Origin of the sequence: Staphylococcus auricularis (genome assembly GCF_051172115.1) — a bacterium.
In the GTDB taxonomy this organism is placed as follows: Bacteria; Bacillota; Bacilli; order Staphylococcales; family Staphylococcaceae; genus Staphylococcus; species Staphylococcus auricularis_A.
This window is the reverse complement of sequence record NZ_JBPIZN010000003.1, coordinates 284,852-302,888: the sequence shown is the minus strand read 5'-3', so window position 1 is coordinate 302,888 and position 18,037 is coordinate 284,852. Positions and strand designations below refer to the sequence as shown.

Below are 18,037 nucleotides of genomic sequence, written 5' to 3'. Positions count from 1 at the left end.
AGTCGAAATTTTGACGCCACGAGCTTACTAGAACGTAAGTGAGTCAGGAAAAATTGAGAGGAGTCGAGATGCGAACGCTTGTCTCAAGTAGAGAGTCATGATGCGAGTGCTTGGCCTTAAGTAAGGGAAACTCCTTAGCGCCCATGGTAGCCGACTTACATCTCGCAAGAGTAATTTTAAAATTAGCCCTTACTCCATTAGAAATAACCATCCCGCTAATCATTTCACCACTAAAGCTTGTATTAATGTTTCGGTATGTGCTTTTAACTCGGAAAAAGGGATGCCTCCAAATCCGAGAATAAATTTCGTTTCTGTTTCATCCGCATCAAATGATTGAAATGGAATGATTTTGAGACTGAGCGCTTCTGCACGCTGTAGACATTCACTAAGGGAGCGCCCGTTTGTAACGGTAAGTGTAAAATGCATTCCTGTTAATGCACCATGGATTTGTAGTTGGTTTTCATAGGGCTTCAAAGCTTCTAAGATATATGTGAGTTTAGAACGATAAAGTTTACGCATTTTATTTACATGACGTTCAAAGCCTCCAGATTTCATAAATGCTGCAATGATGTATTGCAAGTGCACAGGTACCGTGTTCACTTCTTTATATCTCAACTTTTCATAAATGGCTAGTAATCTTTCAGGCAGAATCATGTAAGCGACACGGCAACTCGGAAATAGTGATTTTGAAAATGTGCTCATGTATATCACTTTGCCGCTTTGATCTAAACTTTGTAATGCGGAAATAGGCTTGCCGAAGTATCTGAATTCTGAGTCATAATCATCTTCTATAATATAGCGTTCCTCTGACTGACGTGCCCAGTTAATCAATTGGGTGCGTTTTTTTAAATTCATCACGTAACCGGTTGGAAATTGATGAGATGGAGTCACGTATACGACATCGTGATGGGTTTCATTTAAATGATCTGTACGTATACCATCGGCTTCTACCTCTAATTGTTCATATGGAATGTGCTTTTGGTCCAGCACTTGCTTAATAGGAGGATAGCTCGGATTTTCGATGATGAATTTTGAATGTGTGAGTAAATCAGTTAGTAAATTAATGAGTTGTTTTGTAGAAGATCCGATAATGACTTGTGAAGTATGACATGAGACGCCTCTACTATTGAAAACATAACGTGCGATTTGTTGGCGTAATGTCTCTTCTCCTTTAGCATGTCCCTGCAGCAGTAACTGTGATTGTTCAGTTTCAAAAACATCTCGGGCATACTTTCTAAATTGTTTTAACGGAAAGTATTGAGTATCAATTTCTGAAAGATTAAAGCTATATCGATAATTATTATCCTCTTCTGCCGTCTCCCTCATCATAGATGTATCTCGAACTGCTTGAGAAGACGCTGGTTGGTTTAATGTAGGCAGCGACTCGATATCAGAGACGTAGTATCCTGAACGGGGTTTTGAATAGATGTAGCCTTCGTCTAGTAAATATTGATATGCGTGTTCAATCGTTGTATTACTCATAGATAAATGTTGTTGTAACGCACGTTTAGATGGAAATTTATCATCTGACTGATATTGGCCTTCGATGATTTGTGCTTTAAGACGTTCATAAAGTTCAAGGTAGAGTGGTTGTTGTTTCATAAATCTGACCCCTTCATTTTTCTAAAATGTGCCCCTTTTTAACTATCAGTTTATCCCTTAAACTGTATTTAATCAATAAATAAAAGGGGTTTTGAAATATGACAAAAGTAACTGGTTCAGAACGTGTAAAAAGAGGCATGGCTGAAATGCAAAAAGGCGGCGTCATCATGGACGTGGTCAACGCTGAACAAGCTAAAATTGCGGAAGAAGCAGGTGCCGTTGCGGTCATGGCACTAGAACGTGTACCTTCTGATATTCGTGCTGCGGGTGGCGTCGCACGTATGGCGAATCCTAAAATTGTAGAAGAAGTGATGAATGCAGTATCTATTCCTGTCATGGCGAAAGCACGTATCGGACACATCACTGAAGCACGTGTATTAGAAGCAATGGGTGTAGACTACATCGACGAGTCTGAAGTATTAACACCAGCCGATGAAACATTCCATTTATTAAAAGATCAATTTACCGTGCCATTCGTTTGTGGGTGCCGTAATTTAGGTGAAGCTGCTCGACGCATTGGTGAAGGTGCTGCAATGTTAAGAACGAAAGGTGAACCAGGTACAGGTAATATCGTAGAAGCGGTAAGACATATGCGCCAAGTGAATGCAGAAGTGCGTCGTCTTACAGTGATGAGCGATGATGAAATTATGACAGAAGCTAAAAATCTTGGTGCGCCTTATCATGTCCTAAAATCAATCAAAGATGAAGGTCGTCTTCCAGTTGTTAACTTTGCGGCAGGCGGCGTTGCGACACCACAAGATGCTGCATTAATGATGGAACTCGGCGCAGATGGTGTGTTTGTTGGTTCAGGTATTTTTAAATCAGACGAACCTGAAAAATTTGCGAAAGCGATCGTACAAGCTACGACACACTATCAAGACTATGAATTAATCGGTAAATTAGCTAAAGAATTAGGCACTGCAATGAAAGGTTTGGATATCAATCAATTATCTCTAGAAGAACGTATGCAAGAGCGTGGTTGGTAAGATGAAGATTGGCGTTTTAGCACTGCAAGGCGCAGTGAGAGAGCATATTAGACATATCGAACTCAGTGGACATGAAGGGGTTCCTATTAAAAAGGTTGAACAACTCGATGACATTGATGGGCTCATTATTCCAGGTGGCGAATCGACGACACTACGACGTTTAATGAACTTGTATGGTTTTAAAGAGGCGCTTTCTGATTCAACGTTACCGATGTTTGGTACGTGTGCAGGATTAATTGTCTTGGCGAAAGATATCGTAGGTGAAGCGGGATATTTATCTAAGTTAGATGTCACGGTTGAGCGAAACTCTTTTGGTAGACAAGTCGATAGCTTTGAAGCGGAATTAGATATTAAAGGTATCGCAAGTGATATTGAGGGTGTATTTATCCGTGCACCGCATATAACCGAAGCGCATGAAGGAACATCGGTCTTATCGACAGTTGAAGATAAGATTGTTGCGGTTGAACAAGAACGTTATTTAGGCGTATCGTTCCACCCAGAACTGACAGATGATTATCGTGTGACTCAATACTTTATTGACCACATTGTAGCAAACTATAAAGAAGCTTAATTTACACAATAAAAAGGCTAGGAGTAACACCACTCCTGGCCTTTTTCATCTATAAAATAAATTCCATCATAAATCAAAAACCTTCCAGAAGGTGGCACGTGATATGCCACACATTGGAAGGTTAATTTTAAAATCATTAGATTAAATAAAGATACCTGCAATCGCTGCAGAGATGAATGAAACAAGTGTTGCACCGAATAAGAGTTTAAGACCAAATCGAGCAACCATGTCACCTTTTTCGTCATTTAATGATTTGATCGCACCTGAGATAATACCGATAGAACTGAAGTTTGCGAATGAAACTAAGAATACAGATACGACACCTTTTGCGTGTTCGCCGATGTCTTTCACTTTAGTTAAGCTTTCCATTGCGACAAATTCATTAGATAATAGTTTTGTAGCCATGACTGAACCTGCTTGTACGGCATCTTCCCAAGGAATCCCGATAAGGAAGGCAAATGGTGCAAAGACAAAACCGATTAATGTTTGGAAGTCCCAAGTGATTGATCCTCCACTAAGGAATGTGAAGATTGCACTCACGATACCGTTAAGTAATGCGATGATTGCAATATAACCAATTAACATTGCCCCTACGATAATCGCCACTTTGAACCCATCTAAGATATATTCTCCTAACATTTCAAAGAACGATTGTTTTTTTACTTCACTGTCTTCAACGATGAGTTTATCATCTTCTTCATCGACTTTATAAGGGTTGATGATAGAAGCGATAATGAATCCGCCGAATAAGTTTAAGACGACTGCTGTTACGACATAACGTGGTTCCACAAGTGAGAAGTATGCCCCAATGATTGAAGCGGATACCGTTGACATGGCTGAAGCCGTTAATGTATAGAGACGTTGTTTAGATATGTATTTAAGTTCATTTTTCAATGAAATGAATACTTCTGACTGTCCTAAGATTGCTGCAGCTACGGCGTTGTACGATTCGAGACGACCCATTCCATTAATTTTTGAAATGAGGAAGCCGAGTACGTTGATGATTAATGGTAAGATACGTGTGTATTGTAAAATACCGATTAATGCTGAGATAAAGACGATAGGTAATAAAACATTTAAGAAGAATGGTGGGTTACTTGGATCGATTTTGAAGCCACCAAATACGAAATTCACACCTTCTCCTGCCTTAGTGAGTAAGTAGTTAAATCCGTCTGAAATACCGCCAACAACTGTGATACCGAATTTAGTTTTGAGTAAGATAAACGCGAATATCAGTTGGATGAGTAATAGTAATCCGACATATTGCCAGCGGATTTTCTTGCGATCTGAGCTAAATAAATAAGCTAACGCTAAAAAGACGATAATACCAATAATGCTGATAATTATGTGCATGTTTTCCACCCTTTTATTAAAGTTCTTTCCTTTCTATAATACAATAAATTTTTTCATCTAACTATCGTTAATTTAAAATTTCCAAACATAATGGTTGAAAAAGGTCAAAGTTGGTCATATAATATAGTCAAAGAAGGTCAAAAAGAAGGTGATGATGATGCACAATATGTCCGACATCATAGAACAGTACATTAAGCAATTATTTGAAGATACAGACGATGACGTTGTAGAAATTCAGCGTGCAAATATCGCACAACGTTTTGACTGTGTACCTTCCCAATTGAATTACGTGATCAAAACCAGATTCACCAACGAACATGGTTATGAAATTGAAAGTAAAAGAGGTGGAGGCGGTTATATCCGAATCACTAAAGTTGAAAATAAAGACACAAACGGTTATATTAATCGCCTACTCCAATTAATTGGTCCATCTATTTCTCAACAACAAGCATACTACATTATAGATGGCTTACTTGAGAAAGACTATATTACAGAACGTGAAGCGAAAATGATTCACGCGATTGTAGATAGAGACACATTGAAATTGGATGTCATGTCACGCGATATTATTCGCGCTAACATTTTGAAGAAATTGCTTCCAGTAATTAACTATTATTAAAGAATGGGTGTTGCTTTATGCTATGTGAAAATTGTCATTTGAACGATGCAGAAGTTAAGGTTGCCGTTAAAGGACATGAAGGTGTCCAAGAAAAGTGGTTATGCACGACTTGTGCAAACGGTGGCAACCCTTGGAATGAGAATCAACAAATTCCTTCACAAGATAACATCGAAGAATCGTTTGTTGTGAAACAAATCTTACAACACTTAGCAGCTAAACACGGCTTGAACCTTGATAATTTAACAGTAAAAGAAGAAAAACGATGTCCAACATGTCAGATGACATTGAAAGATATCGCCAATGTCGGTAAGTTCGGTTGCGCTGATTGCTATGCAACATTTAAAGATGATATAACTGACATTGTAAAGCGTGTTCAAGGCGGACAATTTCAACACACAGGTAAAACACCTTATTCTTCACATAGAAAACTGGCAATCAAAAAACAAATTGAAGATAAAACAGCGTATTTAAATCAATTAATTGAAATACAAAACTTTGAAGAAGCTGCTGTTGTCAGAGATGAAATCAACGCGCTGAAAGCTGAAAGTGAGGGGAAACAGGATGGAGAATGAACACGACCACACAGACATGAACAGCTGGATGTACGAAGAAACTGAGAGTCCAGTGGTTATTTCATCGAGAATTAGATTGGCTCGAAACTTACAAAATCATGTACACCCACTCATGTTCCCTTCAGAACAAGCAGGCTTTAGAGTGATCAATGAAGTCCAAGATGCATTACCTGATCTAAAAGTGCAACGGTTAGATGACTTAGATCAGTTGAGCAAACATCAATTGGTCGCACAGCATTTGATTAGTCCAGAGTTATTAAGACAACCGGCCTCAGCGGTGCTTTTGAATGATGATCATTCTATTAGTGTTATGGTAAATGAAGAAGATCATGTGCGTATCCAAGCGATGAGTCACGATTTATCGTTATTAAAGCTATTTGAAAAGGCCTCTTCAGTTGATGATCAACTTGATGAAGCGTTAGATATTAGCTATGACGAAGATTTAGGTTACCTCACAACATGTCCAACCAATATCGGTACAGGGATGCGTGCAGGGGTGATGTTGCACTTACCTGGCTTATCGATTATGAAACGCATGAATCGCATCGCACAAACGATCAATCGCTTTGGTTTTACCATCAGAGGTATTTACGGAGAAGGTTCTCAAGTCTTTGGTCATATTTATCAAGTATCGAACCAACTCACTTTAGGTAAAACAGAGAGCGAAATCATTGAACGCTTAATTGAAATCGTACAACAAATTATCAATGAAGAGTTACAGTTAAGGGAACGCTTAGCCAGATACAATCACGTCGAAACGATCGATAGGGTCTATCGTTCACTCGGTATTTTACAAAATTGCCGACTACTTTCGATGGAAGAAGCTTCATATCGATTGAGTGAAGTGAAGTTAGGCATTGATCTTGGCTACATTGAATTAGAACATTTTGATTTTAACCAATTGATGGTGCAGATACAGTCACCATTTTTAATAGATGAAACAGATGATAAATCCGTAAGCGAACGCCGGGCAGACGTTTTAAGGGAACAGATAAAATAGGAGGTTACGCTATGCTATTTGGAAGATTGACAGAACGTGCGCAACGCGTATTAGCACATGCGCAAGAAGAAGCAATTCGCCTGAACCATTCTAATATTGGTACTGAGCACTTACTACTCGGTCTCATGAAAGAACCTGAAGGCATTGCTGCAAGAGTATTAGAATCATTCGATATTACTGAAGAAAAAGTAATCGAAGAAGTTGAAAAATTAATCGGCCACGGTCAAGAACAAATGGGCGTGCTACATTATACGCCAAGAGCTAAGAAAGTGATTGAACTTTCTATGGATGAAGCGCGTAAATTACACCACAACTTCGTGGGTACTGAACACATTTTACTCGGATTAATTAGAGAAAATGAAGGTGTCGCAGCACGCGTTTTCGCAAACTTAGACTTAAACATTACCAAAGCACGTGCGCAAGTGGTCAAAGCATTAGGCAGTCCTGAAATGGGCAATAAAAATGCACAAGCGAATAAATCCAATAACACACCAACATTGGATAGCCTTGCTAGAGACTTAACTGTCATTGCAAAAGATGGCACACTCGATCCTGTCATTGGCAGAGATAAAGAAATCACAAGAGTCATCGAAGTGTTAAGCCGTCGTACTAAAAACAACCCAGTACTCATCGGTGAACCAGGTGTAGGTAAAACAGCCATCGCTGAAGGTTTAGCACAAGCTATTGCAAACAATGAAGTACCTGAAACGCTGAAAGACAAACGCGTAATGTCATTAGATATGGGTACAGTTGTCGCTGGTACAAAATATCGCGGTGAATTTGAAGAACGCTTGAAAAAAGTGATGGATGAAATTCATCAAGCAGGTAATGTGATCTTATTCATCGATGAATTACACACATTAGTCGGTGCAGGCGGTGCAGAAGGTGCGATTGATGCATCTAACATCTTAAAACCCGCACTTGCACGTGGTGAATTACAATGTATCGGTGCCACAACATTAGACGAATACCGTAAAAACATCGAAAAAGACGCAGCGTTAGAACGTCGTTTCCAACCTATCCAAGTCGATGAACCATCCGTGCAAGATACGATCGAAATCCTTAAAGGTTTACGTGATCGTTACGAAGCACATCACAGACTTAATATTTCTGATGAAGCATTAGAATCAGCTGTAAGACTCAGCAATCGCTACGTTTCAGATCGCTTCTTACCAGATAAAGCCATCGACTTAATTGATGAAGCGGGTTCAAAAGTACGCTTGAGAAGTCATACCACACCACCAAACTTAAAAGAAATCGAACAACAAATTGAACAAGTGAAACACGAAAAAGACGCTGCAGTGCATGCGCAAGAATTTGAAAATGCAGCAAACTTACGTGATAAACAAACCAAACTTGAAAAACAATTTGAAGAAGCAAATAATGACTGGAAAAACACACAAAACGGTGACAATACGTCATTATCTGAAGAAGATATTGCTGAAGTTATCGCAGGATGGACAGGTATTCCACTCACTAAAATTAACGAAACAGAATCTGAACGTCTATTAAACTTAGAAGATACGTTACATGGCCGCGTAATTGGACAAGAAGATGCGGTTAATTCAATCAGTAAAGCAGTAAGACGTGCACGTGCAGGATTGAAAGATCCTAAACGTCCTATCGGTAGCTTTATCTTCTTAGGACCTACTGGTGTAGGTAAAACAGAACTCGCACGCGCATTAGCTGAATCTATGTTTGGCGAAGAAGATGCGATGATTCGTGTTGATATGAGTGAATTTATGGAAAAACATGCTGTGAGTCGTTTAGTCGGAGCCCCTCCAGGCTACGTAGGTCACGACGATGCAGGTCAGTTAACTGAAAAAGTAAAACAAAAACCTTACTCAGTCATCCTATTCGACGAAATAGAAAAAGCGCATCCAGATGTCTTTAACATCTTACTTCAAGTGTTAGATGATGGTCGTTTAACTGATACGAAAGGTCGTCAAGTCGACTTCCGTAATACAGTGATTATCATGACTTCTAACGTCGGTGCACAAGAACTTCAAGACCAACGCTTTGCTGGTTTTGGTGGTGCATCTGAAGGTCAAGATTACGAATCCATCCGTAAAACAATGATGAAAGAACTTAAAAATGCATTCCGTCCAGAATTCTTAAACCGTGTGGATGACATCATCGTATTCCACAGACTTTCTAAAGATGAATTGAAAGAAATTGTGACGATGATGGTGAACAAACTCACTGATCGTTTATCAGAACAAAACATTGAAATTAATGTGACTGAAGCGGCGAAAGCCAAAATTGCAGAAGAAGGTTACGATCCTGAGTACGGTGCAAGACCACTTGCAAGAGCCATTCAAAAAAATATCGAAGACAACTTGAGTGAGCTCATCTTAGCAGGTAATCAACTGGAAGGTAAAAATGTGGTCGTAGATCACGATGGCGATGAATTCAAATATGATATTCAAGATAAAGAAGAAACGCAACAAAAAGAAGAAGCAACTGAATCATAATTTGTGTGACCCATACGCATAACTCGTTGCGTTCAAAGCATGGGGTGCCAATGTCTATCTCAATAACGGTAGAGGTTGGCACCTTTTTATTATGTTTTTGTTGTGATACAGTACATACGAACTGAGGTTGAGTCTCTCTATCACAATAAATCTACGAATTTTAATTGATTTCAACTGAAATATCACGTATGATTTTACAATAATATACGAATTGTATAAGTTACTTATGAGGCCTTTAATAAAAAGGCTCAAACTTGAGATTCAATGAATTATAAAAGTGATATTTAATTCGCGTATCACATTTATTAAGGTGATTGTTCAAATTCTATTCAAAAGTTAAGTGACGATCTATGGACGTCTTTGGGTTAAAGTTGTTTTTAATAATTCAGAGGTTTAAAATAGATTTGTTCAAAATGAAAGTGGGGGTGTCCTCTTGGCCAAGAAGAAAGTGATATACGAATGTATGGCCTGTGGCTACCAGTCACCTAAATGGATGGGTAAATGTCCAAACTGTGGTGCTTGGAACCAAATGGACGAGATTGTAGAGCAAAAAGAAACCAGTCCAAAACACGGTGTGCGTAGCCAGACACACAATGCGAAAGTACAAAAATTAAATGACGTTAAACAAGAACAGACGCCGCGTATTAAAAGCGCATCTGAAGAGTTCAACCGCGTGTTAGGTGGCGGCATCGTTAAAGGATCGCTCGTACTCATCGGCGGTGATCCAGGTATTGGGAAATCGACACTGCTCCTTCAAATGTGTGCAGCGTTATCGAAAGATTATAACGTCCTCTATGTCACAGGGGAAGAATCACTTAACCAAACTAAATTGAGAGCAGAGCGACTTGAAGAAGACTCAAGTGCGTTGAATGTTTTTGCGGAAACAGACTTAGAAGTGATTCATGAAACCGTACGCCAACTCAAACCAGATATGATTGTCGTGGACTCTATTCAAACGATTTATCATCCTGATATCAGTTCGGCACCTGGTTCTGTGTCACAAGTCCGTGAGAGTACCCAAAGCTTGATGAATATCGCGAAACAAATGAATATCGCGACATTTATTGTGGGACACGTGACAAAAGAAGGTCAGATCGCAGGACCTAGATTATTAGAACACATGGTAGATACTGTGCTTTATTTTGAAGGGGACGAGCACCATGCGTATCGTATCTTGAGAGCAGTCAAAAACCGGTTTGGTTCTACGAATGAAATGGGTATCTTCGAGATGAAACAGAGCGGTTTGAAAGGAGTCAAAAACCCATCAGAAATGTTCTTAGAAGAACGTTCTACCAATGTACCGGGTTCGACAATCGTAGCGACGATGGAAGGGACTCGGCCTTTATTGGTTGAAGTACAAGCCCTTGTCACACCGACAACGTTCAATAATCCACGACGGATGGCGACAGGTATTGATTACAACCGATTGAATTTATTAATGGCGGTACTAGAGAAAAAAGAAAATTACTTATTACAACAACAAGATGCCTACATTAAAGTCGCTGGTGGTGTTAGATTGACTGAACCCGCAGTAGACTTGAGTGTCATCGTATCGACAGCGTCTAGCTTCCAAGATAAACCGGTTAATGGTTTAGATTGTTATGTTGGTGAAGTGGGATTAACTGGCGAGGTGCGTCGTGTTTCTCGTATAGAACAGCGTGTACAAGAAGCGGCTAAACTCGGCTTCGAACGTATTATTATTCCACAAACCAATATTGGTGGTTGGGAATTCCCAGAAAATATTCAAGTCATCGGCGTATCGAACGTGAGTGAGGCATTGGCCTGCGCGTTTAAACAACGCCAACACTAAGCGGCCTCTCGATGCGAACGTGAAGTTGATTCGCAGGGACGAGCACTTCAACTTAATGTTTATAAGTTAATTAAAAATGATCAAGATGACCCGTGCGTCATCCATTGCCTTTATCTTAAAAAAATGGACTATGAACTCACCTCAATAGTCCGTAATAAAGGCTCGATGCAATGCATCCACAGTTATAAGTAAAGAGAGAACAACTTATTAGAAAGGGGGCAAGCATGTGAAGATCGCCAAGTTTGTAGTGGTATTATGTTACGTCGTATTAGGTGCAAGTCTCGGCGTATATTTGATACCAACATTTATTAACGATGTAGGGTTAGGAGAATTCGACTTATTCCATAATAGTTATTTTAATGCGGTTGTCGGTATACTGTTATTTTTCTTAGTCTTTGGTTGGTTTATCAACCGATTATCTGGCGCATTGAAAGAAATGGAACAAGTCATTATGAGACGGAGTGCGATAGAAATCTTATTTGCGACCGTTGGATTAATCATCGGGTTACTGATTTCAGTCATGATTTCATTTATTTTCCAACTCATCGGAAATACTGTACTCAATCACTTTGTACCCGTTATTATTACAATCTTACTCGGTTATTTAGGTTTCCAACTCGGCTTGAGAAAGCGTGACGAAATGTTACTGTTTCTTCCGGAAAAAATCGCAAGAACGGTTTCAATCAGCTCACGAAATGCGGTGCCTAAATTGATGGACACGAGTGCGATTATCGACGGCCGTATCGTCGATGTGATTAAATGTGGTTTCATTGATGGTGAAATCCTCATTCCACAAGGTGTGATTAATGAATTACAAGTCGTTGCAGATGCGAACGATAGTGTGAAGCGTGAGAAAGGGCAGCGTGGTTTAGACATTTTAAACGAATTGTATGATTCTGCTCATCCAACACGTATCATTGCACCTACCAAGTCACATAGCGACATCGATGGGATGTTAATTAAGTTAGCGAAACACTACCGAGGACATATCATTACGACTGATTTTAACTTAAGTAAAGTGTGTCACGTTCAAGGAATTCAAGTATTGAATGTCAACGATTTATCAGAAGCCATCAAACCCATGGTACACCAAGGTGATCAATTTGAACTGCTGTTAACGAAAGCAGGTAAAGAAGATGGCCAAGCGGTAGGTTATCTTGATGATGGTACAATGATTGTGGTAGATAATGCCAAACGCTATATCGGTAGTCATGTTAACCTTGAAGTGGTGAGCCTATTACAAACCTCATCCGGACGTATTATTTTCGCTAAGCTCATCTAACATAAAAGCGTTATGAGCCGTTTTTGCAGCGTTAAATTTAAGCACAACGGTTATCAAGACGCATGTGAAAATGCTACAATGAGTACGTTAATGTCTCGTTATTCAATCTTGGATTCATGCATTATATTGTCAGCATGAGCTTTAAAATACTAGGACTGTTATGGATTGAAGCAGAGATAGCAATTCAATTTAAATTTTTAAGAGAAAATGCACGAAGATAGTATTAAAAACGTGTAGATACTAAAAAACAGGAGTGAACGTAATGAGTGATCGCGTGAGAGTAAGATATGCACCAAGTCCAACTGGCTACTTGCATATTGGGAATGCACGAACAGCATTATTCAACTATTTATTTGCAAAACATTATGACGGTGATTTCGTTGTACGTATCGAAGACACAGATACTAACCGTAACTTAGAAGATGGGGAATCTTCTCAATTTGATAACTTGAAATGGTTAGGCATGGATTGGGATGAATCTGTAGATAAAGATAAAGGCTATGGTCCTTATCGCCAATCTGAACGTGCTGATATTTATAACCCAATTATTCAACAATTATTGGATGAAGATAAAGCATATAAATGTTATATGACAGAAGAAGAATTAGAAGAAGAACGTGAAGCGCAAAAAGCACGTGGAGAAATGCCACGTTATGGTGGTCAACATGCGCACTTAACAGAAGAACAACGTCAACAATTCGAAGCTGAAGGCCGTAAACCAGCGATTCGTTTCAGAGTGCCTAAAGATGTCACATATACATTTGACGATATGGTTAAAGGCGAAATTTCATTTGATTCAAACAATATCGGTGACTGGGTTATCGTGAAGAAAAACGGCATCCCAACTTACAATTTCGCGGTTGCAATTGATGATCATTACATGGAAATCACAGATGTGATTCGTGGTGACGACCATGTTTCTAACACCCCTAAACAATTGATGATTTATGAAGCGATGGGATGGGAACCACCACGTTTCGGTCATATGTCACTCATAGTGAATGAAGAACATAAAAAACTAAGTAAACGTGATGCACAAATCCTACAATTCATTGAAGATTATCGTGATTTAGGTTACCTTCCTGAAGCGTTATTCAACTTTATTGCATTATTAGGTTGGTCTCCTGAAGGCGAAGATGAAATCTTCTCTAAAGAAGAATTCATTAAAATCTTTGATGAAAAACGTTTGTCTAAATCACCTGCATTCTTCGATAAACGTAAACTAGAATGGGTTAACAACCAATACATGAAACAAAAAGATACAGAAACGGTATTCCAACTCGCTTTACCACACATGATTAAAGCGAACTTACTTCCTGAAAATCCATCAGAAGAAGACTTGGATTGGGGTCGTAAACTCGTCGGGTTATATCAAAAAGAAATGAGCTACGCCGGAGAAATCGTACCGCTTTCTGAATTATTCTTCCGTGATGAACAAACGCTTGGAGAAGAAGAACAAGAAGTACTCAATGGTGAGCAAGTACCAGAACTCATGTCTCATCTTTACGGTAAACTAGAAAGTCTAGAACCGTTTGAAGCGGCTGATATTAAAAAATCAATTAAAGAAGTACAAAAAGAAACTGGCATTAAAGGGAAACAACTCTTCATGCCAATTCGTGTCGCTGTCACTGGTCAAATGCATGGTCCAGAATTACCAAATACAATGGAAGTATTAGGTAAAGACAAAGTGCTCACACGCTTAAAACAATACGTGTAAAATAACACGATAAAACGCTTGAAATTTATTATAGATGGCCCTATGATAAAAGTGAAGTCCATAAAGGATTAGTAAGTATATGGATGTGTACAGAGAGTATGCGGTTGCTGGAAGCATATCACTGACATTTACCGAATGCACCTTTATGTAGTTGAGTTAAATATCGTAAATGAGCGTACGCATATAATCTATCGTTGATACCAAAGGGGTATCGAACTGATAACGATGCGTAAATATCAAGAGTGGAACCGTGCAAAGCACCTCTAACCTAGGTTAGAGGTGCTTTTTTTACTAGGAGGGGGATAGCCTTGTTTAAGGTAATTAAACGAATTAAAGATGATGTCAATATGGTTTTCGAGCAAGATCCGGCGGCGCGTACAACATTTGAAGTGATTACGTCTTATGCAGGTTTACACGCGGTTTGGAGTCATTTAATCGCACACTGGTTTTTTAAGAAAAAGAAATTTGTCACTGCAAGATTGATTTCACAGATTTCACGCTTTTTTACAGGTATTGAAATTCATCCGGGTGCGCAAATAGGTAGACGCCTATTTATCGACCACGGCATGGGGGTCATTATCGGTGAAACATGTACGATTGGCGATAACGTTACCATCTATCAAGGTGTGACACTTGGTGGTACGGGTAAAGAAAAGGGGAAACGCCATCCAGACATTGGTGACAATGTGCTCATTTCAGCAGGCGCAAAAGTACTAGGCAATATTAAAGTGAATTCTAACGTTAATATCGGCGCAAATTCAGTGGTATTGCGTTCAGTACCGAGCTATTCAACAGTTGTCGGTATACCTGGACATATTGTTAAACAAGATGGTCGGCGCATTGGTAAATCATTTGACCATCGCAATTTACCAGATCCAATCTACGAACAATTAAAACAACTCGAAAGACAATTGGAGAAAACAAGAAATGGAGAGATTCAAGATGATTACATTATATAACACCCTCACACGACAGAAAGAAACATTTAAACCTATTGAACCAGGTAAGGTTAAAATGTATGTCTGTGGGCCAACGGTTTATAACTACATCCACATCGGTAACGCAAGACCAGCGATTAACTATGATGTAGTCAGAAGATATTTCGAATACCGTGGTTATGAAGTGGAATATGTTTCCAACTTTACGGACGTAGATGATAAATTGATCAATCGTTCAAAAGAGTTAAATGAACCAGTTCCAGATATTGCGGATCGCTATATCGAGGCATTTTATGAGGATGTTGGTGCGCTTAACGTGAAGAAAGCGACTTCGAATCCGAGAGTCATGGATCATATGGATCACATTATTCAATTTATTAAAGATTTAGTCGATGAAGGTTACGCTTATGAAAGCGGTGGTGACGTATACTTTAGAACACGTCAATTTAAAGATTACGGTAAGCTGAGTCAACAATCGATCGATGACCTTAAAGTAGGAGCGCGTATCGAGTCTGGCGAACACAAAGAAGATGCGCTCGATTTCACTCTGTGGAAAAAAGCAAAACCAGATGAAATCAGTTGGGAAAGTCCATTCGGTCGTGGTCGTCCAGGTTGGCATATCGAGTGCTCAGTGATGGCATATCATGAATTGGGTCCAACGATTGATATTCACGCAGGTGGTAGCGACTTACAATTTCCACACCATGAAAATGAAATCGCACAATCTGAAGCCCATAACCACGCACAATTCGCGAACTACTGGATGCACAATGGCTTTATCAATATCGATAACGAAAAAATGAGTAAATCATTAGGTAACTTCGTCCTTGTTCACGATATTATTAAAGAAGTAGATCCTGATGTCTTACGCTTCTTCATGATTAGTGTACATTATCGTAGCCCTATCAATTACAATCTCGAACTTGTAGATGCTGCGAAAAGTGGTTTAGAACGTATTAGAAATAGTTACAAAGCACTTGAAGAACGTGCTTCCATTACGACAAATATTGAGGATCAGGTTGGCTATATCGATCAAATCAATGGCATACTCACACGTTTCGAAAACGTGATGGATGACGATTTCAACACTGCGAATGCAATTACAGCATGGTATGACTTAGCTAAGTTAGCGAATAAATACTTATTAGAACAAACAACTTCTACAAAAGTGATTGAACGCTTTATTGAGGTGAATCAAATTTTCAGCGACGTGCTAGGCGTACCTCTCAAAGGTAAAGAGCAAGACGTGTTATTAGACGAAGAGGTTGAAGCATTAATTGAAGAACGTAACGAAGCGAGAAAAAATAAAGATTATGCGCGCGCAGATGAAATCCGTGATCAATTGAAAGCACAAGACATTATTTTAGAAGATACGCCTCAAGGTGTGCGCTTTAAACGAGGCAAATAATGAATATTAAATTGCTCAATCCATTAACGTTAGCTTATATGGGCGATGCAGTACTGGATCAGCATGTTCGTGAATACATCGTATTAAAACTGCAAAGCAAACCTCATCGTTTACATGAAGTAGCAAAACAATATGTCTCAGCTAAAAGCCAATCACAGACACTCGACTTGCTCATGTCGGAGGATTGGTTTACAGATGAAGAGATTGATATTGTTCGTCGTGGTCGCAATGCAAAAAGTTATACAAAAGCGAAAAACACAGATATTCAAACCTATCGAAAAAGTTCTGGTCTGGAAGCGATTCTAGGTTTTCTTTATTTAGATCATCGACGTGACCGATTAGCAGAGCTCCTAGATGCGATTATAGAAATTGTAAATGAAAGGTAGTGATCATGATGGAGGAAGTCGTGATTGTCGGTCGGCATGCAGTAAAGGAAGCTATCACGACCGGCCATACAATTAATAAAATTTTGATTCAGGATGGCGTCAAAAAACAACAACTGAATGAAATTTTAAAAAAAGCAAAATCAGAAAAAATCATCGTTCAATCTGTACCAAAATCTAAATTAGATCAACTCTCTGATTCCCCTCACCAAGGGGTAGCAGCATACATTGCACCATATGAATATGCAGACTTAGATGCATTTCTCGAAACACAAGCTGAACAAGACGGACTGTCTACCATTATCTTGCTCGATGGCTTAGAAGATCCACATAATTTAGGGTCTATACTCAGAACAGCTGATGCAAGTGGTGTAGATGGTGTCATCATTCCTAAACGGCGTTCGGTCGCATTAACACAGACGGTTGCTAAAGCGTCGACAGGTGCCATTCAACACGTGCCAGTGATGCGTGTGACGAATTTAGCGCAGACCATCGAAACATTAAAAGATCGTGGCTACTGGGTCGTTGGAACTGAAGCGGAAAATGCAACCGACTACCGGGAGATGGACGCTGAGATGCCACTCGTAATCGTCATCGGTAGTGAAGGACAAGGTATGAGCCGACTTGTGAAAGATAAGTGTGATTTTTATATTAAAATTCCGATGGTGGGTCATGTGAATAGCTTAAATGCTTCTGTAGCCGCGAGCTTAATGATGTATGAAGTGTATCGAAAACGCCATCAACTTGGTGATCAATAATGAAAGATCGTTATTTGATAATCGATGGCTACAATATGATTGGCCATTCCCCAGAGTTGAGTAAACTTGCCAAAGAGAATTTAGAAGAAGCGAGAGAACGATTATTAACTGAAATTGCGAATTATAATGCTGCAGTGATTGATGAAGTAGTATGTGTCTTTGATGCCTATGAGCAATCGAGCACCGAACATGAGCAAATGTATCACGGTGTTAAGACGGTATTCACTAAGGAAAAAGAAACGGCAGATAGCTATATCGAGCGTTTAGTTTATGATTTGTATGATAAACATACCCGACACATTACTGTAGTGACAAGCGATATGAGTGAACAACACGCCATCTTTGGTGCTGGCGCTTACCGGTTATCGTCACGAGAGATGTGGCGCGATATGAAAGAGAATGAACGCTCTGTATCTAAAGCGATGAAAGGCTTTGATGAACAGAAACCACGCACGCGTATTCCGTTATCTAGTGACATTCTTCATGAATTTGAAAAAATAAGACGTGGCAATCAGAAGAACGATTAAAAGTGTGCTATTGATTTTTAACATGTAATCTCCGTAT

General features: G+C 39.3%; 16 protein-coding genes. 14 read left to right on the top strand and 2 right to left on the bottom strand.

Annotation, left to right across the window (positions count from 1 at the left end; translation table 11 throughout):
- Nucleotides 1-219: 219 nt before the first annotated feature.
- Entirely contained in the window at nt 220-1,602 is a 1,383-nt protein-coding gene (gene pdxR / locus ACSBRB_RS07905; RefSeq protein ID WP_435032341.1) for a MocR-like pyridoxine biosynthesis transcription factor PdxR, read from the bottom strand.
- A 98-nt stretch (nt 1,603-1,700) separates the two neighbouring features.
- On the opposite strand from pdxR, the gene pdxS reads away from it, so the two are divergent.
- Together pdxS and pdxT are read left to right on the top strand one after the other, a co-directional pair.
- On the top strand, nt 1,701-2,588 hold the full coding sequence (pdxS, locus tag ACSBRB_RS07900) for a pyridoxal 5'-phosphate synthase lyase subunit PdxS (protein ID WP_059107335.1): 888 nt from the start codon (nt 1,701-1,703) through the stop codon (nt 2,586-2,588).
- A gap of 1 nt (nt 2,589) precedes the next feature.
- Nucleotides 2,590-3,159 carry a pyridoxal 5'-phosphate synthase glutaminase subunit PdxT gene (gene pdxT / locus ACSBRB_RS07895; RefSeq protein ID WP_435032340.1) on the top strand — a complete coding sequence of 190 codons (570 nt, stop codon included), beginning with the start codon at nt 2,590-2,592 and terminating at the stop codon, nt 3,157-3,159.
- 141 nt (nt 3,160-3,300) lie between these two features.
- Here pdxT and ACSBRB_RS07890 read toward each other — a convergent pair whose 3' ends face one another.
- Nucleotides 3,301-4,512, bottom strand: coding sequence for a NupC/NupG family nucleoside CNT transporter (locus tag ACSBRB_RS07890; protein ID WP_435032339.1), 1,212 nt, complete (start codon nt 4,510-4,512; stop codon nt 3,301-3,303).
- Nucleotides 4,513-4,669: 157 nt separating this feature from the next.
- On the opposite strand from ACSBRB_RS07890, the gene ACSBRB_RS07885 reads away from it, so the two are divergent.
- The 12 genes from ACSBRB_RS07885 to ACSBRB_RS07830 all read left to right on the top strand — a co-directional run bounded on the left by ACSBRB_RS07885 (nt 4,670) and on the right by ACSBRB_RS07830 (nt 18,000).
- Nucleotides 4,670-5,131 (top strand): CtsR family transcriptional regulator, encoded by a 462-nt coding sequence (locus ACSBRB_RS07885; protein ID WP_059107338.1) that lies wholly within the window; start codon nt 4,670-4,672, stop codon nt 5,129-5,131.
- Nucleotides 5,132-5,148: 17 nt separating this feature from the next.
- Nucleotides 5,149-5,703 (top strand): UvrB/UvrC motif-containing protein, encoded by a 555-nt coding sequence (locus ACSBRB_RS07880; protein ID WP_435032338.1) that lies wholly within the window; start codon nt 5,149-5,151, stop codon nt 5,701-5,703.
- Nucleotides 5,693-6,703, top strand: coding sequence for a protein arginine kinase (locus ACSBRB_RS07875; protein WP_435032337.1), 1,011 nt, complete (start codon nt 5,693-5,695; stop codon nt 6,701-6,703). The genes ACSBRB_RS07880 and ACSBRB_RS07875 overlap by 11 nt, the downstream gene beginning before the upstream one ends.
- A gap of 11 nt (nt 6,704-6,714) precedes the next feature.
- Nucleotides 6,715-9,177: an ATP-dependent Clp protease ATP-binding subunit gene (locus ACSBRB_RS07870; protein ID WP_435032336.1), complete on the top strand. Its 2,463-nt coding sequence runs from the start codon at nt 6,715-6,717 to the stop codon at nt 9,175-9,177.
- A 433-nt stretch (nt 9,178-9,610) separates the two neighbouring features.
- A complete protein-coding gene (gene radA / locus ACSBRB_RS07865) occupies nt 9,611-10,987 on the top strand; it encodes a DNA repair protein RadA (protein ID WP_435032335.1) in 1,377 nt (458 codons plus the stop codon).
- Nucleotides 10,988-11,213: 226 nt separating this feature from the next.
- Nucleotides 11,214-12,269: a PIN/TRAM domain-containing protein gene (locus tag ACSBRB_RS07860; protein WP_435032334.1), complete on the top strand. Its 1,056-nt coding sequence runs from the start codon at nt 11,214-11,216 to the stop codon at nt 12,267-12,269.
- 262 nt (nt 12,270-12,531) lie between these two features.
- Complete coding sequence (gene gltX, locus ACSBRB_RS07855; RefSeq protein ID WP_435032333.1) at nt 12,532-13,986, top strand: glutamate--tRNA ligase; 1,455 nt, start codon at nt 12,532-12,534, stop codon at nt 13,984-13,986.
- A 308-nt stretch (nt 13,987-14,294) separates the two neighbouring features.
- Nucleotides 14,295-14,945: a serine O-acetyltransferase gene (gene cysE / locus ACSBRB_RS07850; protein ID WP_083498179.1), complete on the top strand. Its 651-nt coding sequence runs from the start codon at nt 14,295-14,297 to the stop codon at nt 14,943-14,945.
- On the top strand, nt 14,929-16,332 hold the full coding sequence (gene cysS / locus ACSBRB_RS07845; RefSeq protein ID WP_435032332.1) for a cysteine--tRNA ligase: 1,404 nt from the start codon (nt 14,929-14,931) through the stop codon (nt 16,330-16,332). Before cysE ends, cysS begins: the two co-directional genes overlap by 17 nt.
- Nucleotides 16,332-16,718, top strand: a complete 387-nt coding sequence (locus ACSBRB_RS07840; RefSeq protein WP_435032331.1) for a Mini-ribonuclease 3 — start codon at nt 16,332-16,334, stop codon at nt 16,716-16,718. Before cysS ends, ACSBRB_RS07840 begins: the two co-directional genes overlap by 1 nt.
- Before the next feature lie 8 nt (nt 16,719-16,726).
- The gene (rlmB, locus tag ACSBRB_RS07835) at nt 16,727-17,473 is read left to right on the top strand and encodes a 23S rRNA (guanosine(2251)-2'-O)-methyltransferase RlmB (protein ID WP_435032356.1); all 747 of its coding nucleotides are present in this window, start codon (nt 16,727-16,729) and stop codon (nt 17,471-17,473) included.
- The gene (locus tag ACSBRB_RS07830; RefSeq protein ID WP_435032330.1) at nt 17,473-18,000 is read left to right on the top strand and encodes an NYN domain-containing protein; all 528 of its coding nucleotides are present in this window, start codon (nt 17,473-17,475) and stop codon (nt 17,998-18,000) included. The genes rlmB and ACSBRB_RS07830 overlap by 1 nt, the downstream gene beginning before the upstream one ends.
- Nucleotides 18,001-18,037 lie beyond the last annotated feature (37 nt).

Excerpts from the sequence above, each read along its gene's own strand:
- rlmB (WP_435032356.1), top strand. The coding sequence starts at position 16,727 with ATGGAGGAAGTCGTGATTGTCGGTCGGCATGCAGTAAAGGAAGCTATC.
- pdxS (WP_059107335.1), top strand. The coding sequence starts at position 1,701 with ATGACAAAAGTAACTGGTTCAGAACGTGTAAAAAGAGGCATGGCTGAA.
- ACSBRB_RS07875 (WP_435032337.1), top strand. The coding sequence starts at position 5,693 with ATGGAGAATGAACACGACCACACAGACATGAACAGCTGGATGTACGAA.
- ACSBRB_RS07840 (WP_435032331.1), top strand. The coding sequence starts at position 16,332 with ATGAATATTAAATTGCTCAATCCATTAACGTTAGCTTATATGGGCGAT.
- ACSBRB_RS07880 (WP_435032338.1), top strand. The coding sequence starts at position 5,149 with ATGCTATGTGAAAATTGTCATTTGAACGATGCAGAAGTTAAGGTTGCC.
- ACSBRB_RS07885 (WP_059107338.1), top strand. The coding sequence starts at position 4,670 with ATGCACAATATGTCCGACATCATAGAACAGTACATTAAGCAATTATTT.
- pdxR (WP_435032341.1), bottom strand. The coding sequence starts at position 1,602 with ATGAAACAACAACCACTCTACCTTGAACTTTATGAACGTCTTAAAGCA.
- pdxT (WP_435032340.1), top strand. The coding sequence starts at position 2,590 with ATGAAGATTGGCGTTTTAGCACTGCAAGGCGCAGTGAGAGAGCATATT.
- cysS (WP_435032332.1), top strand. The coding sequence starts at position 14,929 with ATGATTACATTATATAACACCCTCACACGACAGAAAGAAACATTTAAA.
- ACSBRB_RS07870 (WP_435032336.1), top strand. The coding sequence starts at position 6,715 with ATGCTATTTGGAAGATTGACAGAACGTGCGCAACGCGTATTAGCACAT.
- gltX (WP_435032333.1), top strand. The coding sequence starts at position 12,532 with ATGAGTGATCGCGTGAGAGTAAGATATGCACCAAGTCCAACTGGCTAC.
- ACSBRB_RS07830 (WP_435032330.1), top strand. The coding sequence starts at position 17,473 with ATGAAAGATCGTTATTTGATAATCGATGGCTACAATATGATTGGCCAT.
- ACSBRB_RS07890 (WP_435032339.1), bottom strand. The coding sequence starts at position 4,512 with ATGCACATAATTATCAGCATTATTGGTATTATCGTCTTTTTAGCGTTA.